We start from the raw sequence: 26921 nt of genomic DNA, 5'->3' as shown, positions 1-26921 counted from the left end.
GAGGGCAGCCGCATGACGGTGACCGCGCCCAACCCCGCCCCCGCCGCCGAGGTGCCCAAGTCGAGCGGCACCCGGCTGGCGGACCGCGTCTTCAAGATGCGGGAACTCGCCATCCTGGCCGTCTTCCTGGTGATGATCGTGATCACCCAGCTGGGCAACAGCGAGTTCCTCTCCGAGCAGGGCATCAAGGACCTGCTCCTGAACGCGACCATCCTGGTGCTCGTCGCCACCGGCCAGTCGCTGGTCGTGATCACCCGCAACGTCGACCTGTCGGTCGGCTCGACGCTCGGTATCAGCGCCTTCGCGGCCGGCATCTACCTCCAGGGCGGCGGAAACCCCGTCATCGCCGTCGTCCTGGCGATCCTGCTCGGCATCGGCTGGGGCCTGGTGAACGGGCTGCTCGTCAGCCTCGGCCAGGTGCCCGCGCTGGTGGTCACCCTCGGCACGCTCTACATCATCCGCGGCATCGACTCCATCTGGGTCGGCTCCCGTCAGATCACCGCGGCCAACCTGCCGGACTCCTTCATCGACTTCGGCTCCAACGGCATCTCGGCGGTGCCCTATCTCGCGCTGATCGCGGTGGTGGTCGTGGTGGTGACCGCGTACTACCTCAAGCACTTCGGCAGTGGACGCGAGCTGTACGCGCTCGGCTCCAACCCGGAGGCGGCCCGGCTCGCCGGCATCCCCGTCCGCAAGCGGATCCTGACCGCGTACGTCGTCTGCGGAGGCCTCGCTGGCCTGGCGGGCGCCCTGTACCTGGCCCGGTTCGGCAACGTGGACTCCGGCACGGGCAACGGCTACGAGCTCACCGTCGTCAGCGCGGTCGTGGTGGGCGGTGTCGTCTTCACCGGCGGCTCCGGCAGCGTCTACGGAGCCGCGCTCGGCGCGCTGCTCCTCACCTCCATCAACAGCGTGCTGCCCGCCCTCGGCGTCAGCTCCGTCTGGGTGCTCGCCATCAACGGCATCCTGCTCATCCTCGCCATCGCGGTCGACCGGATCGTCGCCCTGCGAGTGGCGACCGCCCTGAAGAAGAGGAACGCCCGCCATGGCTGACTCCGCTCTCACGCGCGCTGTCCGCTGGTCCGCCTTGAAAAGGTGGGATACAGCCGTAGGCGCGCTCCTCATCGTCGTCGTGCTGTTCTCCTTCGGGTTCGTCGACGGCTTCGGCAACGCGCTCAACCTGTCGTTCCTGATCGGCAACACACTGCCCATCGCACTGATCGCCCTGCCGATGACCCTGCTGGTGGTGGCCGGGGAGATCGACCTCTCGGTCGCCTCCACGGCGGGTCTGTCCGGCGCGGTGATGGGCGCCCTGTGGAACGAGGGCCTGACCATCGAGATGATCATCCCGCTGTGCCTGCTCCTGGGTGTGGTGTGCGGGCTGATCAACGGTCTGCTGGTGACGCGGCTCGGACTGCCGTCCCTGGCCGTCACCATCGGTACGCTCGCCGCCTACCGGGGCATCGCGCAGATCGTGCTCGGCTCGGACGCGGTGACCGACTTCCCCACCCAGTACCTGGACTTCGCCGCCGGACGCATCGGGGACACCTTCATCCCGTACGCGCTCCTGCCCTTCCTGGTGCTGCTCGCGATCGCCGTGGTCGTGCTGCACGCCACCCCGTTCGGGCGGTCCGCGTTCGCGGTCGGCGCGAACGAGGAGGCCGCCAGGTTCGCGGGCATCCGCGTCAGGCGGCAGAAGCTGCTGCTGTTCGTCGCCACCGGCTTCATGGCCTCGCTCACCGGCATCTTCTGGGCGCTGCACTACGCCAGCGCCCGCTTCGACAACGCCACCGGTCTCGAACTCTCCGTCGTCGCCGCCGTGTTGCTCGGCGGCATCGACTTCGACGGCGGCAAGGGCACGCTCGGCGGCGCGATCGCGGGAGTCTTCCTCCTCGGCGCGCTGCAGAACGTGATGAGCCTCCTGAATGTCTCCGCGCAGTCGCAGATCGTCGTCACCGGCGTCCTGCTGGTCGTCTCCGTGCTCGGCCCGCGGGTCGCGCGCCAGATCTCCGTAGCGAGGGCGGGCCGCAGAGCCGCCTCGACATTGACCTCGTAACCCACCCTCAAAGGACGTATGTCATGCGCAAGTCTTCGCTCCGCCGTACCGGTATGGCCCTCGCCGCCGTCACGTCGCTCGCCCTGGCCGTCACCGCGTGCGGTGGCACCACCAAGAAGGACGTCAGCAAGGAGACCGGCTCGGCCGCCGCGGCCGGCACGGCCGACCCGAACGCGGCCCTGAAGAAGGGGCTGACCGTCGGGTTCCTGCCCAAGGCGGTCAACAACCCGTACTTCACCTCCGCCGACAAGGGCGGCGAGGCGGCTCTGAAGGAACTGGGCTCCAGCTACAAGGAGGTCGGCCCGAGCAGCGCCACCGACACGAGCGGCCAGGTGAGTTACGTCAACACGCTCACCCAGCAGCAGGTCGACGCGATGGCCGTCTCCGCGCAGGATCCGGGCGCGCTGTGCACCGCCCTCAAGCAGGCCATGAAGAACGACATCAAGGTCGTCACCTACGACTCCGACACCAAGACGGACTGCCGCAACGTCTTCGTCTCACAGGCCAGCGCCGAGGACCTGGGCCGCACCGAGGTGCAGCTGCTCGCCGAACAGATCGGCTACAAGGGCGAGATCGCGATCCTCTCCGCCGCGCAGACGGCGACGAACCAGAACACCTGGATCGACTTCATGAAGGACGAGCTGAAGGACCCCAAGTACAAGGACATCAAGCTGGTGAAGGTCGCGTACGGCAACGACGACGCCCAGCAGTCCTTCCAGCAGACCCAGGGTCTCCTCCAGGAGTACCCGAACCTGAAGGGGATCATCTCGCCGACCACCGTCGGCATCAAGGCCGCCGCCCAGTACCTGTCGGGCTCCAAGTACAAGGGCAAGGTCAAGCTGACCGGCCTCGGCACCCCCAACGACATGCGCAAGTACGTCAAGAACGGCACCGTCGAGGGCTTCGAGCTGTGGGACCCGGCGAAGCTCGGCGAGCTGGCCGCGCGGACCGCCGTGGCGCTGTCCTCGGGGCAGATCACCGGCAAGGAGGGCGAGACCTTCAAGGCCGGTGCCATGGGCGAGTTCACCATCGGCAAGGACAGCGTGATCAACCTCGGCAAGCCGACGGTCTTCACCGCCAAGAACATCGACCAGTTCGACTTCTAGGACAGGACTCGACTTCTAGTACGGGAGCGGTACTCCATGCGGCGCGTCTGTTTCCTTCTCAAGGTCCGTGCGGACCGCCTCGAGGAGTACCGCGAGCGGCATGCCGCCGTGTGGCCCGAGATGCTCGAAGCACTCTCGGCCACCGGCTGGCACAACTACACGCTCTTCCTTCGTGAAGACGGCCTGCTGGTCGGCTACCTGGAGACCGAGGACTTCGCCGCGGCCCAGGCAGGCATGGAGGCCACCGGAGTCAACGCCCGTTGGCAGGCGGAGATGGCGCCGTTCTTCGAATCGCTGGACGGCGCCCGGCCCGACGAGGCCATGAAGCCCCTCACCGAAGTCTTCCACCTAGCCTGACCAGGAGCTCCGCATGAGACGACGCACACTGCTCGCGACCGCCCTGCTGGGCTCGGTGGCAGGCCCCGGACTGGCGGCCGGTACGGCGGGCGCGGCCGTCCCCGGCCCGTCGGTCACCCTGGCCGGGAATACCCAACTCGACGCCCAGGCCGTGTTCTTCGTCTCCTACGACGGCCTGGTCAACAACAACTCGTTCCAAAAGAACGGCCTGTTGACGTACAAGGGCTACCAGTACGCCGTCTGGTACACCACCGACCGCAGCGCCGTCGTCGGCCGCCGGGCGCTCGGTGCGACGAGCTGGTCGAAGGTCACTCTCGCGCACAAGCTCAAGAGCTCCGACTCGCACAACGTCATCTCCATGGGCGTGTCCAGGACCGACGGCCGGCTGCACCTCAACATGGACTCGCACAGCGACGGTTTCTTCTACGTGAAGTCCGTGGCGGGGCTGCTCGACAACGCGGCCTCGACGGCGTGGAGTTCAGCGGTCTTCGGCGCCGTACAGACGACGCTCGACGGACTCGCGCTCACGACCCAGTTCACCTACCCGCAGTTCATCTCGACACCGGAGGGCCGGCTCCAGCTCAGCTACCGGGCCGGCGTCTCCGGGAACGGCCGCAACGCCCTTGCCGAGTACGACGGTTCCACCTGGACCGCGCTCGGCGAGTGGACCAGTTCCACCGGCACCTACACCAGCGAGCACGGCTCAAGCACCGTCCGCAACATGTACCTGCACGGCATCGACTACGACGCGGCCGGCCGGCTGCACTCCTTCTTCACCTGGCGGGAACAGTCCGGTTCGGTGATGTGCAGCGGCGGCGGCATCACCAACCACGACACGGGCTACGTCTACTCGACCGACCGCGGCCGCACCTGGCGCAACAACGCGGGCACCCTTGTCGGCACCACCGGCGGCTCCGACAAGGTCGCCGTCACGGACGCCGGACTCGTCGTCGATGCCCTCAACCCCGACCACTCCCTGATGAACCAGGAGAGCCAGGCCACCGACTCCACCGGGCTGCCGCACGCGATCATCAGCTATGTCCCCGGCCGCTTCGGCCAGTGCACCACCGACTACGTCACCGACCGGACGGCCAACGGCCGCGCCTTCCACGTCCGCAAGAACTCCTCGGGCACCTGGACCAAGACGGAGATCCCGATCGCCCTCAACTCCAGCCAGCGCACCAGGCTGGTCCTCGACAAGTACGACAACGCCTACGCGGTACTTCCGTTCGGCCGGATCGCGGGGGCCTCGAAGGCCTCCGGACACACCGACTGGGCGCTCCTGTACGACGGCAGCGGCCTGAACGCGTTCGGCGAGGTCGTGATCGACGAGACGCGCGTCCCGCAGGATGGGATCCTGTCGGTCATGTACCAGGAGAAGTCGAGCGGTACGACGCCCTCACCACTGCGCGTCGTCGATTTCCGGCTCCCCGCGTGACCACCGCTTTCGGCGGACCCGCGGGTAATGTGAGGGTCCGCCCGCCGCTTCTCGTGTCTCTGGAGGTCCCCGCCTGATGGCACAGTCGGTGGGTATCAAGGACGTCGCCCGTGCCGCCGGAGTCTCCGTCGGAACGGTCTCGAACGTCATCAACCGTCCGGACTCGGTCGCCACCGAGACCCGCGCCCGTGTGCTGTCCGCGATCGACCGGCTCGGCTATGTCCGCAGCGAGTCGGCGCGTCAGCTCCGGGCCGGCCGCAGCCGGATCATGGGCCTGCTCGTCCTCGACATGGGCAACCCGTTCTTCGTGGACGTCGCGCGCGGCGCCGAGCGTGCCGCGCGCGACGCCGGGCTCGGGGTGATGGTCTGCAACAGCGCGCAGAGCGCGAGCGAGGAGGCCGAGTACCTCTCCCTCTTCGCCGAGCAGCGGGTGCGCGGCGTGCTGCTCACGCCCACCGACGCGAGCGGCCGTAACATCGCCGCCTTCCGCCGCAACGGCATTCCGTTCGTGCTGGTCGACCGGGTCGCCGAGGGCACCACGGAGTGCTCGGTCTCGGTCGACGACGTGGCGGGCGGCGCGCTGGCCGTACGGCATCTCGTGGACGCCGGCCATCGCTCCATCGCGTACGTCAGCGGACCTCCCGGCCTCAACCAGGTCAGGGACCGCCGGACGGGCGCACTGAACGCCCTGTCCGAGGCGGGGCTCGGCCCCGAGGCCCTGCGCGAGCTGCCCACCGAGCGGCTCGACGTGGCCGCCGGGCGTGACGCCGGGGCCCGGCTCCTGGGGTTGGCGGTCCGCCCGACCGCCGTCTTCTGCGCCAACGACCTGCTGGCGCTCGGTGTGCTTCAGGCCATGTTCGCGGCCGGCGTCGGCGTCCCCGACGACCTCGCGATCGTCGGATACGACGACATCGAGTTCGCCGCCGCCGCGGCCGTCCCGCTCACCTCCGTACGCCAGCCCGCGGTGCCCATGGGGGCCCTCGCCGCGGAGCTTCTTCTGGAGGAGACCGAGGCGGAGACCGCGCTCACACCGCACGAACACCGGCGGGTGGTGCTCCAGCCGGAGCTGGTGGTGCGCCGCTCCAGCCTGTCCCCGCGCTGATCGACCGTTCAGTTTCCGCCGACCTCCGCGCTGAGCCGGTGTTCAGTAGGATTTCTTGATCCCCGGCCTCGGCAGCTCGGGCAACATGTGCTCAACTGGGACGCAGTCTGGAAACCGTACGTCTCGGGAGCTCTGTTGAACGTCAGCTACCGCCAGCCCGGTGTCGTCCTCACCGACCGACACTTCTCCGTGCCCCTCGATCACGCCGACCCGGCGGGGGAGAGCATCGAGCTGTTCGCCCGCGAGGTCGTCGCGAGCGACAAGGCAGGCCAGGACCTGCCGTGGCTGGTCTATCTCCAGGGTGGTCCCGGATTCGGGGCGAATCGTTTCGTCGGCAAGCAGGCCTGGCTCGGCCGAGCTCTGAAGGACTTCCGGGTCCTGCTCCTCGACCAACGCGGCACCGGTCACTCCACCCCCGCCAACCGGCAGACCCTGCCCCTGCGCGGTGGCCCGCGCGAACAGGCGGACTATCTCGCGCACTTCCGCGCCGACTCCATCGTCCGCGACTGCGAGGCCATCCGGCCCGGGCTCACCGGCGGCGCCCCCTGGACCGTCCTCGGCCAGAGCTTCGGCGGCTTCTGCGCGGTGCACTACCTGTCCACCGCGCCCGAGGGCCTGAGCGCCGCCCTGATCACCGGCGGACTGCCGACCCTGGACGGCCACGCGGACGACGTCTACCGGGCCGCGTATCCACGTATCGAGCGCAAAGTCGCCGCACACTACGCGCGTTACCCGCAGGACGTCGAGCGGGCCCGCCGGATCGTGGACCACCTCCTCCAGCACGAGCCGGTCCTGCCCGGCGGCTACCGCCTGACCGCCGAGGCCTTTCAGTCGCTCGGCATCCTCCTCGGCGGCAGCGACGGCAGCCACCGCCTCCACTACCTCATGGAGCAGGCCTTCGTCCGCACTCCGCAGGGTCCGGCACTCTCCGACGCCTTCCAGGAGGAGGTGCAGGGACTCCTCTCGTTCGCCGGGCACCCGCTCTACGCCCTCGTCCACGAGGCCTGCTACGCCCAGGGCGACCGCCCCACCGCCTGGTCCGCCGAGCGGGTGCGCGCCGAGTTCCCGCAGTTCGACGCGGCCAAGACCCTCGCGGGCGACCGGCCGCTGCTGTTCACCGGCGAGTCCGTGCACCCCTGGACCTTCGACACCGACCCGGCGCTGCGCCCGCTGCGCGAGACCGCCGAGGAACTGGCCGCCCGCACCGACTGGCAGCCGCTGTACGACACCGCCCGCCTCGCCGCCAACGAGGTGCCGGTCGCCGCCGCTGTCTACCACGACGACATGTACGTCGACTCCGGGCACGCCCTGCGCACGGCCCGCTCCATCCGGGGCCTGCGCACCTGGGTGACCGACGAGTTCGAGCACGACGGTGTACGGGCGGGCGGACCGCGTGTCCTGGACCGGTTGCTGGCCCTCACGCGCGACGAGGTCTGAGGGCCTGAGGGTCCCCTACGATTCTGACGAACCGTCAGAATCCAGAGGGGGCACGGATGATCGACACCACACGTACGGACATCCCGGAGGGTGAGGAGCGGCTGCGCCTCGAGGTCGAGGACGGCATCGGCGTCCTCACTCTCTGCCGTCCGGCGAAACTCAACGCCTGGAGCTGGGAGTCCACCCGTCAGCTCGGCCTGTTCGCCGACCGGATCAGGTTCGACGAGTCGATCCGAGTGGTCCTGTTGCGGGCCGAGGGCCGGGCCTTCTGCGCGGGGATCGATGTCACGGCGCCGGGCGGTGCGATCACCGGCCGCTCCGGTTCCGAGCGCGCCCGCAACTACTACGAGGGTCTGCGCTGGGCACACGAGCGGTTCGCCGCCTTCGCGCGGCTGCCGCAGCCGATCGTCGCGGCGGTGCAGGGCTACTGCCTGGGCTTCGGGTTCGAACTCGCGCTGATGGCGGACGTCAGGATCGCGGCGGGCGACGCGGTCTTCGCGCTTCCGGAGGCGCAGATCGGCGTCGCGGTCGACGCGGGAGGCGATCTGCGGATCGCGCGCGAGGCGGGCGCCGGCTGGGCGAAGTTCCTCGCGCTGACCGGGCGGCGGCTGGACGCGGTCACGGCCGTGCGCCTGCACCTGGTCCAACTGGTGGCTGAAAAAAGCGAGTTGGACAGGTCGTCCCGCGCCGTCGCCGCCGAGATCGCGGCGAACGCGCCCCTCGCCGTGCAGGGCGTCAAGCGTGACATCGACGCCTACACGGACGCCGGTCTCGCCGCCGCGCTCGACCGCACCGCCATGTCGGCGGCGCTCACCCTGACGTCCGAGGACTCGAGCGAGGGCTACGCGGCCAAGGGCGCCCGCCGGGTGCCGCGCTTCGAAGGGAAGTGACCGGCGTGTTCTGATCAGCGCTGATCGACACACGCCGGAGGCATGGGGGCCTGATGACCGACAGGGAAGTTCTCGCGGACCGATTCGAGGAGAACCGCGGTCACTTGAGGGCGGTGGCCTACCGGATGCTCGGCTCGCTGAGCGAGGCGGACGACGCCGTCCAGGAGGCCTGGCTGAAGCTGAGCCGCACCGACGCCGACGAGGTCAGAAACCTTCCCGCCTGGCTGACGACGGTGGTCGGCCGGGTGTGCCTGGACATGCTGCGCTCGCGCGCCTCGCGCCGTGAGGAGCCGATGGACGCCTACTTCGTCCCCGACCCGGTCGTCAGCCCCCTGGACCGGATCGACCCCGATCAGGAGGTGCTGCTCGCCGACTCGGTGGGCCTCGCGCTCCTGGTGGTCCTGGAGACGCTGGAGCCCGCCGAGCGGCTCGCGTTCGTGCTGCACGACATGTTCGCCGTGCCCTTCGACGACATCGCCACCGTGGTGGGCCGCTCCTCGGCGGCGACCCGCCGGCTCGCCAGCCGTGCGCGCCGCCGGGTGCGAGGGGCCGCCCCGGCTCCCGATCCCGACCTCGGCAGGCAGCGCCGGGTGGTCGAGGCGTTCCTCGCCGCCTCGCGCGGAGGGGACTTCGAGGCACTCGTCCCGGTCCTCGACCCGGACATCGTGCTCCGAGCCGACTCGGGCACCCTGGTCGGCGGCGCGGCCGCGTCCAAGGTGGTCCGCGGCGCGGCGGCCGTGGCCCAACAGGCTCTCCTCTTCCGGCAGTTCTCGTTCTCCTCCGAGCTCGTGCTCGTCAACGGCACGGTGGGCTTGGTCACGGCACCCGACGGCCGGCCGATGTCGGTCATGGGGTTCACCGTCAAGGCGGAGAAGATCGTCGCGCTGCACATCCTGGCCGACCCCGACCGGCTCGCGCGTCTCGGCCTCACGAAGATCCAGGACTGAGCGGCGGCCCGGGGGCGACGAAGACCGGTGCGCCGCCCGCCGAGTCGGATCGGCGGGGCTTCGGCGAGCCCGTCGGGACGGTCAGCCGGTGAAGGGGTCGCGCCCCATCTGCTCCCGCACCGGCACCACCGGCGGGCTGACAAGCGTCCTGCGCTGCCAGTTCGCGCCGTCCACCACCAAAGTGTGGCCGCTGACGAAACGGGCGTAGGGGGAGGCCAGGAAGGTGGCGGCCCAGCCGAGTTCGCGCGGGAAGCCGACCCTGAGGGCGGGCTGACGCCTGTCGTGTCCCTCGGCCCGGTCCAGGTTTCCGCGGATGTCGGCGGTCATGTCCTGGTGCGGCATCAGCCCGGGCACCAGCCCGTTGACCTGGATGCCGTACGGCCCCCACTCCACGGCAAGGGTCTCCACCAGGTTGTGTACGCCGGCCTTGGCCGCCGCGCTGTGCGCGAAACCCGGTCCGCCCGTCCAGGCGTACGAAGCACCGACGTTGATGACCGAACCGGGGGTGCCCGCGGCCAGATGGCGCCGGGCGAACTCACGGGTCATCAGGAACGTTCCAGTGAGCGTGATGTCGACGACCGCCCGCCAGGCGTTCGGGGACATCTCCTCCGCGGGTACGGGGAAGTTGGCGGCGGCGTTGTTGACCAGCACGTCCGGCAGACCGCAGGCGTCGTACACCTCGGTGATCCGCTCCGGGTCCCGCACATCGCACACGGCCGCCGTCACCCGTCCGCCCGAGGTCGCCAACTCCTCCTGCGCGGCGCGCAGATGATCCTCACCACGACTGACGATCACCAGGTCGGCACCGAGCCGCGCGAACTCCGCCGCGATCGCCCTGCCCAGTCCGGTGCCGCCGCCCGTGACCAGGACAAGCGAACCGTCGTACGTCCCCGGCGGCAGGGCGCTCGCGCCCAGTGGGGGAGGGGCGGGGAGGCCGGGAAGCGGCGGTGTCTCATCCATGGCCGCCTCGATACCCGGTGTGCCGCCAAACCTGAAGAGGCAGGGCGTGGTCGTTCGGGCCGAAGCGGAGCCCGGGATCACGGTCCCGGGCACGCGAAGGGTGGGCGCGGTGACGGCAAAAACCGCATTGCCGCAGTTCAGTAGGCTGGAGCCATGCAAGAGGACAGTGGGACGGCCCAGGACCGGCGCGATGGGCTGCGGGCCGACTGCGGTGAGTGCTTCGGTCTCTGTTGTGTCGCGCTGCCGTTCAGCCGCTCGGCCGACTTCGCGATCGACAAGAGCGCGGGGAAGCCGTGCCCGAACCTGCGGACCGACTCCCGCTGCGGAATCCACACGGAACTGCGGGAGAAGGGCTTCACGGGCTGCACGGTGTACGACTGCTTCGGCGCCGGCCAGAAGGTCTCGCAGATCACCTACGGCGGCCGGGACTGGCGCGAGGGGACCCGTGAACAGGCCCGGCAGATGTTCGAGGTGTTCCCGGTCGTGCGCCAACTCCACGAACTGCTCTGGTATCTCGCGGAGGCCCTGACGCTGCCCGCCGCCCGGCCCCTGTACGCCGACCTGCGCCGGACGCTGGACAGGACCGAGCTGCTCACCCGCCGAACGCCGGAGGAACTGGGGGAGTTGGACGTGGGCGCGCACCGGCAGGAGGTCAATGTGCTGCTGCTGCGGACCAGTGAACTCATGCGGGCCGGGACCGGCCGGGGAAAGAAGAAGGACCGCCGCGGCGCCGACCTGATGGGCGCACGTCTCAAGGGCGCCGATCTCCGGGGTGCCGACCTGCGCGGCGCCTACCTCATCGCCGCCGACCTGACCGGCGCCGACCTGCGGGGCGCGGACCTGATCGGAGCCGACCTGCGGGACACCGACCTCACCGACGCCGACCTGACCGGTGCCTTCTTCCTGACCCAGCCGCAGGTGAACGCGGCCCGGGGCGGCGCCGGTACGAAGCTGCCGGGGTCACTCACCCGCCCGGGCCACTGGACGGCCGAGGACTGAGTCCGCCGCGGGCGTGCGGCCTTCGAGGTGCAGCCGTAGCCCCTGCGGCATCAGCGTCAGCCGCTCGGCCACCCGGAGCCGGTAGCCGGGGTCGGGCCGCAACTCGTAGCGGCGCAGCAGCAGCCCCAGCACCAGCGTCGCCTCGTGCAGCGCGAACTGCCTGCCGATGCAGGCCCGCACTCCGGTGCCGAACGGCTTGAAGGTGTGCGCGGGCCGCGCCCGTACCGCCTTCGCGTCGAAGCGCTCCGGGTCGAACTCCTCGGCGTCCGCGCCCCAGACATCCGGATCGCGGTGCAGCATCGCCGTCAGGACCAGCGCCCACGCGCCCTGCCGCATCGGATGAACGCCGCCGAGGACCGTCTCCAGGCGGGCCTCGCGAGCGAAGGCCGGTGCGGTGGGCCACAGCCGCAGCGACTCGTCGAGAACCCGGCGCACATGACGGAGCCTGGCGACCTGGTCGTAGCCGGGCCGGGCCGTGTCGCCCCACACACGGTCCACCTCGGCCCGGGCGCGCGCGGCGACCTCCGGGTGGCGGGAGAGGTAGTGCAGAGCGAAGGAGAGCGCGCCCGAGGTGGTCTCGTGGCCCGCGACCAGGAAGGTGATGACCTGACGCCGGATGTTCTCCGGCGAGAGCCGTTCCCCGGTCTCCGGATGCGCGGTCTCCAGCATCCGGTCGAGCAGATCACCGTCCCCGCCGGCGGACCGCCGGTCCGCCACCACCGCGTCGACCGTGCGGTTGAGATACGCCATGTCGGCCTCGTTGCGACGGGCGGGGCCGCGGAGCAGCAACGGGGCCAGCGGCGCGGGGACCGCGTTGAGGCGCTGGGCGTACGTCAGGGTGCCCACCATCGCGGTCACGAAGGGGTGCGGCCGGGCGCGCTCGAAAGAGCCGAAGTCGTGGCCGAAGCCGGTGCGCGCGATCGTCTCCAGCGTCAGTTTCGTCATGTCGCCGGGGACGTCCACGGCGCGCCCCGCCGCCCGCTCCCGGTCCCAGCGGTCGATGAGCCGCTCGGTCACCGCGAGCATCATCGGGTGGTAGCCCTCCATGGCCTCGCGGCTGAAGCCGGGCGCCAGGACGTCGTGGGCCAGTTGCCAGTTCGGCTCGTGGTTGTACGCCGTGAACAGTCCGTCGCCGGCGACCGGCCGGAGGTTGGCGACCCCGAGGCCCACGTGCTTGGCGAACCGCGACTCGTCGGCCAGCTCGGCCGCGAGATCCGCGCCCCCGACGAACACGACCTCCTTGCCGAAGCCCCTGCGCCGGAAGATCGGCCCGAGCTGCCGCCCGAGCCGCAGCGAATCCTGGATGGGCCTACGGACGTCGGCGCCGATCGCGTCGCCGATCAGCGGGAGCCGGCGCGGCGGATGCGGAATGCGGTGCAGCTCGGGCCAGCCCAGCTCCGCACTGCGGAACCCCTTGGGCAGCGTGGCCGCTTTCGTCTCCGCCATGACGCCATCTCCCTTGTAATCGCGGCAGGTTGAGTCTGTTGTACGCCGGTTCAATAGCGGATTTCAGTGTGATCCCGTTGTTGAACCGACGTCAAGTAAAGTGCGGGCATGGCCGGGAACCAGGGCGAGCGGGTGCGCCGCCGCCTCAGCACCGAGGAGCGCCGGGAGCAGCTTCTCTCGGTGGGGGCCCGCCTGTTCTCGGAGAGCCCGTACGACGAGGTGTGGATCGAGCAGGTCGCCGAGATCGCCGGCGTCTCCCGTGGGCTGCTCTACCACTACTTCCCGACCAAGCGGGACTTCTTCGCGGCCGTCGTGGAGCGCGAGAGCGGGCGGATGCTGCGCATGACAGCGGCGGTGCCCGGAATCCCGGTGCGCGAGCAGCTCGGCGCCGGCCTCGACACCTTCCTCGGCTATGTCGAGCAGCACGCGCACGGCTTCCGCGCCTTCCACCGTGCCGACGCGGCCGGCGACCAGGCCGTACGGAAGGTCTATCAGCGGGCGCTGGCCGCGCAGGAGCGGCAGATCCTGGCGGCGCTCGCCGCGGATCCGGAGATCGGCCGGGTGCCCGAGGAGCGGCCTGAGCTGCGGATCGCCGTCCGTGGCTGGCTGGCGTTCACCACCGCCGTCTGCCTGGAGTGGCTGCGGGATCCGGAATTGACGAGGGAACAGGTGCGCGATCTGTGCGCACGGGCCCTGCTGGGCGCGATCGCTCCCTGAAGCCGGCCTCGGTCACTCCTCGCCAAAAGCGTTCTCAAAGGTTGGCGTGTGTGGTTGGCGTACACCCGGATCTTAGATAAGTTAGGCAAGCCTTACCTAAGGGGGACTCTCATGGGTGACCGTCACACCTGGACGGCCGCGCCTGCCGCGGCGGAGCGCGCACGTTCGGTGCTCGCCGCGGCATGGTCATGCGCGGTGACCGCGGACGGCGGCCGGGAGGAGTTCGTCGGCGCGCACTCCGTGGCCGCGGACGGCAGGATCCTCCTGCACGTGCCGGACGACAGCGCGCTGCTCACGGCCGCGATCTGCGCGCCCCGCGGGGAGCCGTCCGCCGTCCTGGAGTTCGCCGATGTCGCGCCCGTTCCGGTACGGAACCGGATCCGCGCCCGGCTGTGGCTGGCCGGCTGGTTCGCCCCCGAGGACGGGCATCTCGCCTTCCGTGCGACGCGCGCGGTACTGCGCGAGCCGTCCGGGACGGTCGTCGTCGGCCTCGACGAGCTGGCGCAGGCCGATCCGGACCCCCTCGCCACCGCCGAGGCGGCGCTGCTCACCCACCTCGCCGACGCCCACCCGGACGCGATCGACCGGCTGACCCGCCTGGTCGAATCGGACAGCCTGCACGGCGCGGTGCGCGTCCAGCCGCTCGCCGTCGACCGGCACGGACTCACGCTGCGCATCGAGCGGGCCCGCGGCAACGGCGACGTACGCCTGCCCTTCCACAAGCCGGCCGACACCGTCGCGCAGCTCACCGAGCGGATGCACGTCCTGCTCAACCAGGCCGCGTCCGCGTCCTGCCCCCGCGCGCTACAGCGGCACCGCGCAGACGGCGACGGGTGAGGCGAACGGCTCACCCGCGAGCCGGAGTCCACCGCTCCCGCCGTCGACGTGGAACACGCTGACCGTGCCGGACCGCTGGTTCGCCGCGAACAGCAGTCGCTCGTCGGGCGAGAGGGCGATCTGGCGCGGGAAGTCGCCGCCGACCGGCACGGTGTCCAGGAGCCTCAGACGGGCGCCGCTTGCCTCGACCGCGTAGCGCGTCAGGCTGTTGTGGCCCCGGTTGGCGAGATAGGCGTACGACCCGTTCGACGTCACCAGGATCTGCGCCGGATAACTCGTGCCCCCGCCCGTGCCCGTGGGCTGCGGTTCGCCCGGTGTGAGCCGCCCGGTGGCCGGGTCGTAGGCGCAGACCACGACCGTGTTGTCGACCTCGTTGGCAAGGTAGGCGAAGCGGCCGCCGGGGTGGAAGGTGAGATGACGCGGTCCCGCACCCGGGCGCGTGTGTGCCTGGGAGACCGCGGTGAGCGTGCCCCTGGACTCGTCCAGGCGGTAGCTGTAGACGGTGTCGGTTCCCAGATCGACGGCAAGCACATGGCCGCCGTCCGGGCTGGTGACGAACTGGTGGGCGTGCGGCCCCTGTTGACCCGGACCGGGCGCGGGGCTCGAGTGCGTGACCAGGTCGGTGCGTTCGCCGAGCGCCCCCGAGGCGTCGATCGGGTGCACGGCCACACTGCCCGAGCCGTAGTTGGCGCTCAGCAGCCACCGCCCGCTCGGATGCACGGACAGGTGGCAGGGGCTCGCACCCCCCGTGCCGCGTGTGCCGAGCACCTTGTTCTCCGCGAGCCGTACGGCCGTCACCCCGCCCGCTTCCCGCTCGTCGACGGCGTACAGCGTGCCGCCGTCCGGATGCGGTGCGAGATACGAGGGGTCGCCGACGCCCGTGATGACGGAGCCGGTACCGGTGACGCGGCCCGTCGCCGGGTCGTACGCGGCCAGGCCGATGCCCTTTCCGCCGCCCTCGGCCGAGGCGTACGTCCCGAGGAACAGGGGGCGGGGCCCAGAGCTGCCTGCGGGCGGCTCGGACGCGTCTTCCTCGGAACCCACTACCGGCGGAACCGCCTCAGGCGCGGCCACCGGCGGCTCGGGGGCGGCCGGCGCCGCGACCGTGGCCGCAGCGGCGACGCCCGTCAGCGCGCCGACGAAACGGCGTCGGGTCCAGCCGCCGCCGCCCGAGCCGTGCGCCGGATCTGTCCCACTGCTCATGCCTGCACCTCGGGTGTCGGTTGCCCCGCCTGTGACAGCCACCTTGACGTGCGGCACCGGTCAAGTGCAAGAAGGGCAACAGTCGTTGCGCTCTGCGCAACGACTGTCCGGCCGGTTACCAGTCACCGTCCTCGACCGACTTGCCCGGCGCGTCCCCGAGCGGCTTCACCTGACCGGGCGAGGGCTGCTCCCAGGGCTCGTGGTCGTCGCCGAGCCAGTCGCCGACCGGCTGCACCGAGCCGAGCGTGCCGGTGGGGGAGAGGTCCGCGGCGTCCTGGTCGTAGTAGTCGAACCACGGGAGCCCGGCCCTCGTGTAGGCCGCGCGGTCCACCGGGGACGGCGGGGGCGCCTCGCCCGTGATGCGGCGCCACTCCGGAGGCGTCACCAGGTGCACGAACACCCGCCCGGCGGGCTCCTCGGCCCAGGCCCCGATCGGCCGGTCGTCCCGGTAGACCTCCTGGCGCATCGAACCGCCGACCCCGAGCCCCATCGCCGGGGCACGCCTCGGCGGGCCGCCCGGCGCGCCGCCGGCAGCCGGTGGTGCGCCAGGTGCGGGAGGCGCGGCCATCGGGAACGCGGCGCCGTAGCTCCCGGCGGACACCGCCCGCTCCCTGCGATCCGCGGCCCTGCGGCGCTCCTCCTCGCGCCAGGCGCGCAGTTCCTCGTCGCGCAGCGGGAACGACTGCAACTGCACGCCGCCCCACACCTCCTCGCCGGTCACCTGACCCTCGACGGTCGCCCCCAGTCCCAGGGGCACCGCCACGAACTGCCGGACCGTCCCCTTGCCGGAGTTGATCCCGTCGAGCCACGGCTGACGCGGCAGCACCACGTAGTTCTGCGGGTCCCGGGTGAGCCGGGAACTCCACGGCTTGCCCGAGACCGCGCACACCTTGCCCACGCCGACCTGGAGGGCGGCCGGCTCCGCCGTACCCCCGAAACTCAGCCACATCGCCTCGCGCATATACACCGGCAGCATCACACCGCCGCGCGCCCGCCATTCGGCCGGCACCGTGTCCGCGTAGTCCTCGACACGGCGGACCGGGAACTCGCCGAGTCCCGGGGGCAGTGCGTGCGTGCCCGTCTCGGGCAGCCGCAGGGTCCGGATGAACCGCACCCGCACCTCGCCCGGCAGGTGCAGTGTGTCTCCGTCGATCCGCACGGTGCTGTCGGTCATCCGCCCGCTCCCCTCGTCCCTGTGAAGCTTCCTGGTGCGGCTTCCTCACGTAGAACGACCGCGAGCCCGCCGCCGGTTCCTGCGGAGCCCCGGCGGAATGCGCAGGTACGAGCGCAGCCGGGTGAGACGTGGCCAGCGCTCGCGCTGTTCGCGTGAGCAGCGGTCCAGCTCCTCCAGGAGCCGTTGGCTGCGGTGCTCCGTGTCGAGCTCGGCGATGACGCGGTTGACCTCGGTGAGCACCGCGCCGTGCAGCTCCCACTGGCTGGCGTCGCGCTGGACCTCGTCGAGGAACAACCGGGCGAGCTTGTCCCGGGTGGCGGCGGCCGTGACGAGTTCCGCGGCGAGCCGCTCCTCCGCCGACTCGGCGCTGCGGGTCACGTCGGTGGTCACCAGGACGGCGAAACTGACGATGGCGTCGGCGACCTCGGACAGCAGCTGCTCGAGCACGGCCCCGGCCTGCGTCTCGAACAAAGGCTCGGGCTCGCGCACCTTGGCCAGATCGGTGAGGCTGCGGGCGAGCACCCGCAGGACCACGGTGCAGATCTCCAGCGTGTCGAGGCCGGTGCGCAGGACAACCCGGTGCAGCAGTCCCTCGCGCACCCGCGGATTGAGCTTCAGGCTGTCCTCGGCCTGCCGCAGCGCCGCGTCCACCTCGACGATGTCGTGGTCGAGGCGACGCGCCTCGTGCAGCCGCTCCGCCGCCAGCGAGGCGGGGGTGCGGCCCGCGGCCTCCTCGCCGATCCGCAGCATCAACTGCCGCATCCGGCGAGCCAGATCCGCGATGGAGTCACCGGCCACGCCCACCCACACCGGAGGCGCGAGGAAGAGGTTGCAGGCCAGCCCCACGACCGCTCCGATCAGCGTCTCCAGCACCCGGGCCCACGCCGTGTCACCCACCCTGGTGACGCCGAGGATCAGCATGGCGCTGATCGCCACCTCGGGAACGAACTCACTGACCCGCACGAGATGGCCGACGGCCAGCGAAGTGACGATCAGCAGGGCCAGACTCCACCAGGTCAGCCCCACCAGAGCGCTGAAACCGATGGCGATGAGCACGCCGGTGACCACGGAGTTCACGCGCCGGATGCCGGTGGTGATCGTGGCGTACAGGGTGACCTGCACGACGAGCAGGGCCGTCAGCGGCGCGGTGAGCGGCGCGGGCTCGGGACTGAGGTGCAGGGCGATGACGTACGCGAGTGTCGCGGCCCCCGCCGATCTCAGGGCCTGGACGACCACCGGCTCCCGTCGCCGCTTCACGAGCTGGGCGACGGACGTCGCCCACTCACCACGGTCCTCACTGCGTTGCTCTCGCACCCTGGGACCCTTCCCGTTCATAGGTGCATCGAACGTGTGGGGGCAGCCGCGTCCCCACCCCCGAGTTTCCCCCGGGCCCGGGGCGGGGGCCTGCCGGATGGTTCGTACGGGTCCTTCACCCTCAAGGACCGCGTCCTCCGCCACCCCGTCGAGGAGAAGGGCGTCCGCACCTTCGCCGTCCAGTTCACCGGCGCGGACAGGAAGGCGTACGGCGAGGCGGTTCAGCTGATCCAGCTTCACCGGGTGGAGGCGGCGCGGCTGCGGTTGCGGTAACCGGCCACCTTCGCGAGGTTGCCGCAGCGGTCCATGGAGCACCAGCGGCGGCGCCGGGCCTGTGAGTCGTCCAGGAACAGCAGCGAACAGACGGGGTTCTCGCACTCCTTGACCCTGGCCGGCAGCGAGCCGCCGACCAGCAGTACGGCGTCACGGGCCACGGTGGCCAGAGCGGCGGGTCCGGGTCGGCCGGCCTTCCAGTACAGGGGCGGCGCGGAGCCGCCATCGGCCGCGCCGAGCTGGGGGGCGAGGTCGGGACGGGCCGCCGCTTCGTTGGCCTGCGCGATGTCGGCCGGGTCCGGACTCTCCCCGTCCATAGCGGCGCGTACGAGGCGGTAGAGGGCCTCGCGCAGGGTGCGGGCGTAGGCCAGGTCGCCGGGGGTGACGTCGACCGGCTCGGCGTCGTCACGCGTGTGCAGGCCCGCCTCGCCGATCCAGCGCGCGAGGGCACCGGGGTCCGGGAGCCGTTCGAGGGGGGTGTCTCCGTGTCGTTTGCCGAGGGTGGCCACGAAGTCCAGGCAGGGGCGTCCGCCGATGAAGGGGAAGGCCGATGCGGGGTCCGTGGCGTCCGGTGCCGGATCGGTGGCCTCCGGTGGCGGGGAGGCAGGTACGCGGGGCATGGCTCGAGTCTATCTCTTGACACCGGTTCATGGGGTGTCGCATGGTGACACCAGTTCAACCGGTGTCACCTTTCCCGCTAGCGGCGTCGCGGTGCTCCGGTGTGTCCGACCGAGAGAGCAGGTACAGGGATGCGTGCGGTACGGATCGACGAGTTCGGCGGGCCCGAGGTGCTGGTGCCCGTGGAGGTGCCCGACCCGGTCGCCGGGCCCGGACAGGTGCTGGTCCGAGTCGTCGCGGCGGGCGTGAACCGGGCGGACGCCCTGGTCCGAGCCGGGGTGTACCACCGGGCGGGGCGCCCGCCGCTGATCCCGGGTGTGGAGGCGGCCGGAACCGTCGCCGCGGTGGGGGAGGGGGTGACCGGCATCGCGGTCGGGCAGCGGGTGATGGCCCTGGACGGAGTGAACGCACCCGGCTTCTACGCCGAGTCGGCGGTCGTACCGGCCGATCGCGTGACTGTCCTGCCGGACGGCGTGGACCTGACGGAGGCCGCGGCCCTGCCCGTCGCGTGGCTCTCCGCCTGGTACTGCCTGCGCACGCTGGCCCGCGTGACCAAGGACGACACCGTGGTCGTGAAGGCCGCCGCGAGCGGGGTCGGCAGCGCGGCCGTACAGATCGCGGCCGAGGCCGGCGCGCGGGTCATCGCGATCGCCGGTTCACCGGAGAAGACCGCCTGGGCGGCCGGATTCGGCGCCGGTTCCGTCGTCGACACCTCGGCGCACCCCGACGAAGCGGAGGTCGAGGAGGTGCTGCGGCTGACGGACGGGCGGGGCGCGGACGTGGTCCTCGACACCGTCGGCGGCCGCGCCTTCGGGCGGAGCCTGCGCGAGATCGGGCACGGCGGACGGGTCGTCGCCCTCGCCAACGTCGCCCTGGAGGCGAGCACCGTCGACACCCGAGACTTCTATCCCAAGAACGCGTCCGTCCTCGGCTTCCAGCTCACCAACCTCCAGATCCACGGCTACGACCCCCGCGCTGACCTGCGGGAACTGGCCGAGCGGGTGGCGGCGGGCACGTACCGCGTCCCCGTCGAGACGGTGTTCCCGCTGGAGCAGGCCCGCGCGGCCCACGAGCGGCTGGAGCAGCGCGACAACCGCGGCAAGATCGTGCTCGCGGTGGCGGAGAGCTGACCGGCCGAACCGGGCGCGGAGCCGTGGTGTCAGACGTAGAGCTTCTCCAGGAAGGCGGACAGGTTGCTCACCGTCCGGGCGATCTGCTGCTCCACCGTGAGGCTCTCCTCGAAGCGGGTGCCGGATTCGAGGCCCTTCTTGCCGCGAACGTACAGGGAGCAGGCGAGGTCGGTGCACATGTAGATGCCGACCGAGTTCCCCTCGCGGCCCGCCACGCCCGCCTTGCGGGCGGTCATCAGGGAGACGCCGCTGCCCGGATGGGTCGTCAGGCACAGTGAGCACATGCTGCGGTGCAGGAAACCGCGCTGGGAGGAGGGGAAGCGCAGGGTCACCCCGACGAGTTCACCGGCCCGCTCGGTGACCAGATAACTGCGGTCCGGTGCCCCGGGATCCCGCCAGCCCAGGAAGTCCAGGTCGCCCCAGGGGAGTTCACTGAGATCGCGAGGCGTCGAGAGGCGCTTGGCCTCCCCCTTCGAGCAGTTGATGAACGAACCGCGGATGTCCTGCTCGGTGAGCGATCTCATGGGGGAGCCTCCTAGGCGTCGGACGAGCTGAAACCTAGGGGTACTAGGTGCCCGGCCAAGCTACATAGACCCACTGGAGAGATCCAACGCATTTCGGCGGCCTCGGGGGACGCGGACAGACCGGTGGGCCCCACCCATGACGGTGTGGGGCCCACCGGAGGTCGTACCGGCCGCTAGGCGGCGTTCCGTCGCTGCCTGCCGTGCGCCCGGATGATGTCCGCGTACCGGTGCCCGCTTCCCTTCACCGTGCGGCGCTGCGTCTTGTAGTCCACGTGCACGAGCCCGAATCGCTTGTCGTAGCCGTAGGCCCACTCGAAGTTGTCGAGCAGCGACCACGCGAAGTAGCCGGCGAGCGGAACGCCCTGGGCGGCGGCCGACGCGCAGGCAGCGAGATGCCGCTCCAGGTACTCGGTCCGCTCGGGGTCGTCGACGGTCCCGTCCGGGCGTACGACGTCGGGGTAGGCGGAGCCGTTCTCGGTGACGTAGATCCTGCGGGCGCCGTAGTCGTTGGTCAGGCGGAGCAGCAGGCTCTCGATGCCGATGGCGTCGACCTCCCAGTCCATGCCCGTGCGGGGCACGCCCAGCCGGCGGACCGTACGCACGCGGGGCGCGGGCCCCGTGGGGTCGTCGGCGACCGTGGACGGGAAGTAGTAGTTGAGACCCAGCCAGTCCAGCGGCTCCGCGATGATCTCCAGGTCGCCCGGCTGCTCCGGCAGATCGACCCCGTAGACCTCCCGCATGTCCTCCGGGAAGCCGCGGCCGTGCACCGGGTCGAGCCACCAGCGGTTGGTGTGGCCGTCGAGCCGGCGGGCGGCGGCGACATCCTCGGGGCGGTCGGTGGCGGGCTCGATGTAGGAGAGGTTGTTGACGATGCCGACCTGGGCGCCGGGGACGGCGGCGCGGATCGCCTGGGTGGCGAGGCCATGGCCGAGGAGCAGGTGGTACGACGTCTGGACCGCGGCCGTGAGGTCGGTGAGGCCCGGGGCCATCCGGCCTTCCAGGTTGCCGATCCAGGCCGAGCAGAGCGGCTCGTTCAGGGTGGTCCAGTGCTTGACGCGGTCACCGAGGCGCTCCGCGACGACCGCCGCGTACGACGCGAAGTGGTGGGCGGTGTCACGGGCGGGCCAGCCGCCCCGGTCCTGGAGCACCTGCGGCAGGTCCCAGTGGTAGAGGGTGACGGACGGGGTGATGCCCGCCTCCAGCAGGGCGTCGATCAGTCCGTCGTAGAAGTCGAGCCCCCTGGCGTTGACCGGGCCGTCGCCGCCCGGTACGACGCGCGGCCAGGCGATGGACAACCGGTAGGCGTTGGTGCCCAGTTGGCGCATGATTCCGATGTCCTCGCGCCAGCGGTGGTAGTGATCGCAGGCGAGGTCCCCGTCGTCGCCGTTGTCGATCTTGCCGGGCGTGTGCGAGAAGGTGTCCCAGATGGAGGGGGAGCGGCCGTCCTCGGCGACGGCGCCCTCGATCTGGTAGGCCGACGTGGCCGTGCCCCACAGGAAGTCCTCGGGGAGGGCGGCAAGGTCGATGGTCACGGAAGTCCTTTCGGGGAGGGGGGAGTTGGTCACTTGACGGCTCCCGCGGTGAGCCCGGTGACCAGAAAGCGCTGGAGGAGCAGGAAGCCGGCGACAACGGGGACGCTGACGACGAGCGACGCGGCCATGATCTGGTTCCAGTAGACGTTGTTGAGCGTGGAGTAGCCCTGGAGCCCGACGGCGAGGGTGCGGGTCTGGTCGTTGGTCATCACCGACGCGAACAGCACCTCTCCCCAGGCGGTCATGAAGGCGTAGACGGCGACCGCGACGATGCCGGGGATCGCGGCCGGCACGACGACCCGGAACAGTGCGCCGAGCGGGCCGCAGCCGTCCACCAGGGCCGCCTCGTCCAGATCGCGCGGCACGGAGTCGAAGTACCCGATGAGCATCCAGATCGAGAACGGCAGGGAGAAGGTGAGATACGTCAGGATCAGGCCGCCGCGGGATCCGAACAGGGCGATACCGGTGGCGTTGCCGATGTTGACGTAGAGCAGGAACAGTGGGAGCAGGAAGAGGATGCCGGGGAACATCTGGGTGGACAGCACGGTGACCGTGAAGACGCGCTTGCCCCGGAAGTTGTAGCGGCTCACGGCGTAGGCGGAGAAGACCGCGATCACCACGGAGCAGGCCGTCGCGGCGCCGGCCACGATCAGCGAGTTCACGAAGTACCGGGCGAGCGGGATCGTCGACCAGATGTCGATGTACGGGCGGATGGTCAGTCCGCTGGGCACCCACTCGAACTTCTCCTGGACGTCCTGCAACGGCTTCAGCGAGCTGGAGATCATCACGTAGACCGGTACCAGGACGAAGCCGGTCAGCAGGGCGAGGAAGATCCGCCGGGTCCACAGGAAGGACCGCGGTGGAGCCATCGGTGATCGGGGCGACGTCGTGGAGGGGCTAGACATCGGCCGCCTTCCTTCCTCGGGAAGTCAGCAGGAGGTAGACGCCCGTCACGACGAGCAGGAAGAGCAGGAGCAGGACGGACATTGCGGAGCCGGTCCCGAAGTTCCAACTGACGAAGGACGCCTGGTAGATGTGCACCGAGATGAGGTCCGCGGACGCCGGAGCGCTCTTGCCGAACAGGACGAACGGCGTGTTGAAGTCGTTGAACGTCCACAGGACCAGGACCAGGACCAGCACCTGGTTGACGGGGCGCAGCGACGGCAGGGTGATGCGGCGGATCTGCTGCCAGACGCCGGCGCCGTCGAGGGCGGCCGCCTCGTACAGGTCCTTGGGGATGTTCTGCAGGCCCGCCATGACGATGAGGAAGGCGAACGGCCAGCCCTTCCACACGGACACCGTGAGCAGCGCGTAGAAGGCGTTGTCCCCGATGAGCCAGAAGGACGGCTTGTCGGTGATGCCCAGCTGGTCGTGCAGGACGTGGTTCACCAGGCCGTTGTCGTGCTGGAACATGAACACCCAGGTGATGACGGCCGCGTACACGGGCAGCGCGTACGGCACCAGGAACAGGGCGCGCAGCAGACCGCGGCCCCGGAAGGCGTCCTGCATGCAGATCGCGGCCGCCGTGCCGATCAGCCAGCACAGGCCGACCGACAGCAGGGTGAAACCGACGGTGACGAAGAACGAGTCGAGCAACGCCTTGCCGACCGGCGCGTCGAAGTCGACCGCCACCTTGTAGTTGTCCACGCCGGACCAGGGAGCGGTGCCCCAGTCGCGGATGTAGAACTGTGTGAGCTCCTTGAAGCTCATCACGACGCCGATCACCATCGGCACCAGGTGGACGAGCAGTTCGAGGATCAGGGCGGGCAGAAGCAGCAGGTAGGGCAGTCCGATGCGTTTGATCCGCCCGGGGCGGCGCGGTCCGCGCGCCGCCCCGGGGGAGTCCTTGCGCACCGCGCGATCGCCGGCCTCGGGGGAGGCGGTCGTGGTGGTCATGTTTGTGCTCGCGCTCACTTCGTCGGCATCTGCGTCTGGGCCTTCTCGAGCTCGGCCTTGACCGACTCCGTGGTCACCTGGCCTCCGCCGGCGGCGTCGGCGAACAGGTTCTTGATCGCCGTACCGACGGCGGTCTCGAACTGGGACTCGTCAGCGACCTGCGGAGCCGCGATGGCGCTCTTGGCGAGGGTGTCCTTCAGCACCACGTTCGCCGCGGTGTTGAAGGCCGAGTCCGCCTGGGCGGTCTTGACCGGCGGGATGGAGCTGTAAGCCGTGTTGAGGATCTTCTGCTCGGCGTCGCTGGTCATGAACTTCACGAACTCGGTCGCGCCGTCGAGGTTGTCGGAGTTCTTGAAGACGGACATGTTGATGCCCATGACCATCGAGTTGACGTTCTCGCCGGTTCCCGGGGCGCCCGACTGCACGGGCACCGGAGCGATGCCGTAGTCGTCCGGGCTCATGCCCTGCGACTCGAGGTTGGCGGACGCGGACTGCCACAGCAGCATCCCCGTCTTGCCCTTGGCGAAGTCGCTCACGGACTGGTTCTGCGCGTACTCGGCGTTGCCGGGCGCCACGACCTTGTCCTTGGCCATCAGGTCGACGAACTGCTTGACGCCCTCGACCACGCCGTCGGACGTGAAGTCCGGCTTGCCCTCGGCCGTGAAGAAGTCCGCCCCGTGCTGCTTGGCGAAGACGACCGCGTGGTGGATGTTCTCCGACGGGTTGGAGCCCTCGAAGGCCGCGCCCCACTTGCCGTCCGTGGAGAGCTTCTTGCCGTCGGCGACGAACTCGTCCCAGGTGGTCGGCGGCTTCGCGATGCCGGCGTCGGCGAACATCTTCTTGTTGTAGTAGAGCGCGTAGGCCATCGAGTAGAGCGGCACGGCGGCCGGGTCCTTGCCCTGCGCGCCCGTGGAGCCGAGGGCCGAGTCGACGAAGCGGTCCTTGCCGCCGATCTTGTCGAAGTTCTTGGCGTCCCAGGGCAGCAGTGCTCCGGTGGCCTGGAGGGAGGCGCTCCAGGTGTTGCCTATGTTCAGGACGTCGGGGCCCTGGCCCGAAGTGGTGGCGGTGAGGATCCGGTTGAGCAGATCCGACCAGGGCACGACCTCCAGCTCGACCTTGATCCCGGTCTCCTTCTCGAACTTGTCGAGTTCGGGCTGGAGGACCTTCTTGTCGACCTCGACACTGGCACCCTGGTTGGAAGCCCAGTAAGTGAGCGTCTTGGGCGAGTCGTTGGACCCGCCGTCCGTCGACGAGCCGCCACCACAGGCGGTCACGGCGGTCAGCATGGAGACAGTGACCGCACCGGCGGCCGCGGCTCGGATTCTGCGCATGGCTCAGGCGTCCCTTTCGAAGGAGCGTCGTGACGGCGTCCGCGGTGTGTAAGGACACTGCGCGTACGTCCCTTGCGAGCGTTCACTTCCCGAACGACCCTCACGACTTAATTTAGGATGTGAGTTAAGACTCGGAAGAAAGTCGCGTCAAGGGATCGCGCAGCGGTATCTTGCAAGTCGGGCGAACCGGAGGGGAGCCACATGACGGGGCGGAACGGGCGGACAGTCCGTGACCTGCGGCGGGGCAATCGAACCGCCGTACTGCAACGGTTGTATTTCGACGGGCCGATGAGCCGCTACGAACTGGGTCCGGCCACCGGACTGAGTTCCGGCTCCATCAGCAACGTGGTGGCCGAACTGGTCGCGGACGGCCTGGTCGAGGAGGCCGGCAGTGTCGACTCCGACGGCGGACGCCCGCGCACCCTGCTGCGTGTCGCGCCCGCCAGCGGCCACATGATTGGCGTGGACGTCGGCGAAACCCGCGTCCGCGTAGAACTCTTCGACCTCACGCTCACCGAACTCGCCCGTACCGAAAGGCCGTTGGAGCACATGGGCTTCGACGTCGAGGTCATCGTCGGTCACATCCGCGACGGCATCGCCGAAGTCCTGGCCGAGGCCGGCATCGCGCCGCAGCAGCTCCTCGGCGTCGGGATAGGTGTCCCGGGCATCGTGGCCCGCACCCCGGAGCGGGGCGCGGTCGTGCACGGTCAGACGATGGGCTGGGATGCCGTCCCGCTGGAATCCCTGCTCCGCTCGACCTGCGAACTCCCCGACACCGTCCCGTTTTTCGCGGACAACGGCGCCCGCACCCTCGGCCAGGCCGAGATGTGGTTCGGCAACGGCCGCGGCGCCCGCAACGCGGTCGTGGTCCTCTTCGGCTCCGGCGTCGGCGCCTGCCTGGTCACCGAGGACGTGGAGTACGGCAGGGCGGTGGAATGGGGGCACTTGACGGTACGGGTCAGGGGACGCCGCTGCCGTTGCGGTGCCCTGGGCTGCCTGGAGGCGTACGCGGGAGCCGAGGCTCTCCTGGAGCGCTGGCGCGAGGAGGGCGGACGTCCGCCGGAGGGCGTCGACGAGGAGACGGCGCTGACCGCGATGCTCGCGGCGGCCTACCCGCCCGAGGACGCCGAGGATCCCGGGCGCACCGAGCCCGACGCCGTGGCGCTCGCCGTCCTGGAGGAGACCGCCGAGTATCTGGGCGCCGGTCTGTCCGACCTGATCAACCTCTTCCAGCCGGAGCGCATACTCATCGGCGGCTGGGCGGGCCTCCAGCTCGGCTCCCGCTTCCTGCCCGCCGTACGCCGGCACGCGTTGGCCTACTCCCTGCGTTATCCGGCCGAGCGGGTCTCCATCGACCTCGGCAAGCTGGGCCCGGACGCGGTCACCGTCGGTGCGGCCATCCTGCCGCTCGCCGACTTCTTCGCCCGTGGCGGCCGGCGCGCCGAACCGGTCGGCCAGAGCCCGTCCCCGGCCTGGCGCACCGCCCTGGAGGAGCGGGCGCCGCACTGAGCCCCGGGAGGGCGGTTTCGCCGGTCACGGCGGAGGTACTCGTGCCGGGCCGGAAACGGCCCGGCCGGTGTGCGGGGCCGTGTCGGCGAGGGGTCCGCCCAAGGTGTGCCGGGCACCATGTGACG

General features: G+C 70.5%; 26 protein-coding genes. 15 read left to right on the top strand and 11 right to left on the bottom strand.

Translation table 11 applies throughout. The features are described 5' to 3' along the window. The first annotated feature begins 12 nt into the window (after window positions 1-12). The 9 genes from ACIBLC_RS12065 to sigJ all read left to right on the top strand — a co-directional run bounded on the left by ACIBLC_RS12065 (window position 13) and on the right by sigJ (window position 9333). Window positions 13-1053, top strand: a complete 1041-nt coding sequence (locus ACIBLC_RS12065) for an ABC transporter permease (RefSeq protein ID WP_399210728.1) — start codon at window positions 13-15, stop codon at window positions 1051-1053. Next, the gene (locus ACIBLC_RS12060; RefSeq protein ID WP_399210727.1) at window positions 1046-2056 is read left to right on the top strand and encodes an ABC transporter permease; all 1011 of its coding nucleotides are present in this window, start codon (window positions 1046-1048) and stop codon (window positions 2054-2056) included. Before ACIBLC_RS12065 ends, ACIBLC_RS12060 begins: the two co-directional genes overlap by 8 nt. A gap of 23 nt (window positions 2057-2079) precedes the next feature. Then, a complete protein-coding gene (gene rhaS, locus ACIBLC_RS12055; RefSeq protein WP_399210726.1) occupies window positions 2080-3162 on the top strand; it encodes a rhamnose ABC transporter substrate-binding protein in 1083 nt (360 codons plus the stop codon). 36 nt (window positions 3163-3198) lie between these two features. Beyond that, window positions 3199-3519 (top strand): L-rhamnose mutarotase, encoded by a 321-nt coding sequence (locus ACIBLC_RS12050; RefSeq protein WP_399210724.1) that lies wholly within the window; start codon window positions 3199-3201, stop codon window positions 3517-3519. Window positions 3520-3532: 13 nt separating this feature from the next. Beyond that, window positions 3533-4957, top strand: coding sequence for a BNR repeat-containing protein (locus tag ACIBLC_RS12045; RefSeq protein WP_399210723.1), 1425 nt, complete (start codon window positions 3533-3535; stop codon window positions 4955-4957). A gap of 76 nt (window positions 4958-5033) precedes the next feature. Beyond that, window positions 5034-6059, top strand: coding sequence for a LacI family DNA-binding transcriptional regulator (locus ACIBLC_RS12040; RefSeq protein ID WP_399210722.1), 1026 nt, complete (start codon window positions 5034-5036; stop codon window positions 6057-6059). 135 nt (window positions 6060-6194) lie between these two features. Next, a complete protein-coding gene (locus ACIBLC_RS12035; protein WP_399210721.1) occupies window positions 6195-7496 on the top strand; it encodes an alpha/beta fold hydrolase in 1302 nt (433 codons plus the stop codon). Between the two features lie 56 nt (window positions 7497-7552). Continuing rightward, entirely contained in the window at window positions 7553-8386 is an 834-nt protein-coding gene (locus ACIBLC_RS12030; RefSeq protein WP_399210720.1) for an enoyl-CoA hydratase/isomerase family protein, read from the top strand. Between the two features lie 53 nt (window positions 8387-8439). Then, entirely contained in the window at window positions 8440-9333 is an 894-nt protein-coding gene (gene sigJ / locus ACIBLC_RS12025) for an RNA polymerase sigma factor SigJ (protein WP_399210719.1), read from the top strand. Between the two features lie 81 nt (window positions 9334-9414). Here sigJ and ACIBLC_RS12020 read toward each other — a convergent pair whose 3' ends face one another. Then, window positions 9415-10293: an SDR family oxidoreductase gene (locus tag ACIBLC_RS12020; protein ID WP_399210718.1), complete on the bottom strand. Its 879-nt coding sequence runs from the start codon at window positions 10291-10293 to the stop codon at window positions 9415-9417. 153 nt (window positions 10294-10446) lie between these two features. Here ACIBLC_RS12020 and ACIBLC_RS12015 point away from each other — a divergent pair, with 153 nt between their 5' ends. Continuing rightward, a complete protein-coding gene (locus ACIBLC_RS12015) occupies window positions 10447-11292 on the top strand; it encodes a pentapeptide repeat-containing protein (protein ID WP_399210717.1) in 846 nt (281 codons plus the stop codon). On the opposite strand, the gene ACIBLC_RS12010 is transcribed toward ACIBLC_RS12015, so the two are convergent. Then, window positions 11254-12738 (bottom strand): cytochrome P450, encoded by a 1485-nt coding sequence (locus tag ACIBLC_RS12010; protein ID WP_399210716.1) that lies wholly within the window; start codon window positions 12736-12738, stop codon window positions 11254-11256. The genes ACIBLC_RS12015 and ACIBLC_RS12010 overlap by 39 nt on opposite strands. A gap of 108 nt (window positions 12739-12846) precedes the next feature. Between ACIBLC_RS12010 and ACIBLC_RS12005 the strand changes: the two genes are divergently transcribed. Both ACIBLC_RS12005 and ACIBLC_RS12000 read left to right on the top strand, forming a co-directional pair. Next, on the top strand, window positions 12847-13455 hold the full coding sequence (locus ACIBLC_RS12005) for a TetR/AcrR family transcriptional regulator (RefSeq protein WP_399210715.1): 609 nt from the start codon (window positions 12847-12849) through the stop codon (window positions 13453-13455). 111 nt (window positions 13456-13566) lie between these two features. Next, window positions 13567-14292, top strand: a complete 726-nt coding sequence (locus ACIBLC_RS12000; RefSeq protein ID WP_399210713.1) for a DUF2470 domain-containing protein — start codon at window positions 13567-13569, stop codon at window positions 14290-14292. Here the strand turns inward: ACIBLC_RS12000 and ACIBLC_RS11995 are convergent. The 3 genes from ACIBLC_RS11995 to ACIBLC_RS11985 all read right to left on the bottom strand — a co-directional run bounded on the left by ACIBLC_RS11995 (window position 14260) and on the right by ACIBLC_RS11985 (window position 17926). Further along, complete coding sequence (locus tag ACIBLC_RS11995; protein ID WP_399210712.1) at window positions 14260-15495, bottom strand: lactonase family protein; 1236 nt, start codon at window positions 15493-15495, stop codon at window positions 14260-14262. The genes ACIBLC_RS12000 and ACIBLC_RS11995 overlap by 33 nt on opposite strands. 115 nt (window positions 15496-15610) lie before the next feature. Then, window positions 15611-16669, bottom strand: coding sequence for a hypothetical protein (locus ACIBLC_RS11990; protein WP_399210711.1), 1059 nt, complete (start codon window positions 16667-16669; stop codon window positions 15611-15613). A 45-nt stretch (window positions 16670-16714) separates the two neighbouring features. Then, a complete protein-coding gene (locus ACIBLC_RS11985; protein ID WP_399210953.1) occupies window positions 16715-17926 on the bottom strand; it encodes an aromatic acid exporter family protein in 1212 nt (403 codons plus the stop codon). Window positions 17927-18019: 93 nt separating this feature from the next. Here ACIBLC_RS11985 and ACIBLC_RS11980 point away from each other — a divergent pair, with 93 nt between their 5' ends. Further along, the gene (locus ACIBLC_RS11980; RefSeq protein WP_399210710.1) at window positions 18020-18256 is read left to right on the top strand and encodes a hypothetical protein; all 237 of its coding nucleotides are present in this window, start codon (window positions 18020-18022) and stop codon (window positions 18254-18256) included. Here ACIBLC_RS11980 and ACIBLC_RS11975 read toward each other — a convergent pair. Further along, window positions 18220-18876 (bottom strand): CGNR zinc finger domain-containing protein, encoded by a 657-nt coding sequence (locus ACIBLC_RS11975; protein ID WP_399210709.1) that lies wholly within the window; start codon window positions 18874-18876, stop codon window positions 18220-18222. The two genes, ACIBLC_RS11980 and ACIBLC_RS11975, sit on opposite strands and share 37 nt — an antisense overlap. A 129-nt stretch (window positions 18877-19005) precedes the next feature. Between ACIBLC_RS11975 and ACIBLC_RS11970 the strand changes: the two genes are divergently transcribed. Next, complete coding sequence (locus tag ACIBLC_RS11970; RefSeq protein WP_399210708.1) at window positions 19006-20004, top strand: zinc-binding alcohol dehydrogenase family protein; 999 nt, start codon at window positions 19006-19008, stop codon at window positions 20002-20004. A 29-nt stretch (window positions 20005-20033) separates the two neighbouring features. On the opposite strand, the gene ACIBLC_RS11965 is transcribed toward ACIBLC_RS11970, so the two are convergent. The 5 genes from ACIBLC_RS11965 to ACIBLC_RS11945 form a co-directional block, all read right to left on the bottom strand. After that, on the bottom strand, window positions 20034-20528 hold the full coding sequence (locus ACIBLC_RS11965; RefSeq protein ID WP_399210707.1) for an FBP domain-containing protein: 495 nt from the start codon (window positions 20526-20528) through the stop codon (window positions 20034-20036). Between the two features lie 173 nt (window positions 20529-20701). After that, window positions 20702-22060 (bottom strand): GH1 family beta-glucosidase, encoded by a 1359-nt coding sequence (locus tag ACIBLC_RS11960; RefSeq protein WP_399210706.1) that lies wholly within the window; start codon window positions 22058-22060, stop codon window positions 20702-20704. 29 nt (window positions 22061-22089) lie between these two features. Next, window positions 22090-22929 (bottom strand): carbohydrate ABC transporter permease, encoded by an 840-nt coding sequence (locus ACIBLC_RS11955; RefSeq protein WP_399210952.1) that lies wholly within the window; start codon window positions 22927-22929, stop codon window positions 22090-22092. Between the two features lie 28 nt (window positions 22930-22957). Continuing rightward, window positions 22958-23956, bottom strand: a complete 999-nt coding sequence (locus tag ACIBLC_RS11950; protein ID WP_399210705.1) for a carbohydrate ABC transporter permease — start codon at window positions 23954-23956, stop codon at window positions 22958-22960. 14 nt (window positions 23957-23970) lie between these two features. Continuing rightward, on the bottom strand, window positions 23971-25287 hold the full coding sequence (locus ACIBLC_RS11945; protein WP_399210703.1) for an ABC transporter substrate-binding protein: 1317 nt from the start codon (window positions 25285-25287) through the stop codon (window positions 23971-23973). A gap of 201 nt (window positions 25288-25488) precedes the next feature. Between ACIBLC_RS11945 and ACIBLC_RS11940 the strand changes: the two genes are divergently transcribed. Then, window positions 25489-26796 (top strand): ROK family protein, encoded by a 1308-nt coding sequence (locus ACIBLC_RS11940; protein ID WP_399210701.1) that lies wholly within the window; start codon window positions 25489-25491, stop codon window positions 26794-26796. The last annotated feature ends 125 nt before the right edge of the window (window positions 26797-26921 follow it).

Origin of the sequence: Streptomyces sp. NPDC050535, from assembly GCF_044457665.1 — a bacterium.
In the GTDB taxonomy this organism is placed as follows: Bacteria; Actinomycetota; Actinomycetes; order Streptomycetales; family Streptomycetaceae; genus Streptomyces.
Note: the sequence above shows the minus strand (reverse complement) of the source record. Positions and strands in the feature narration are given on the sequence as shown.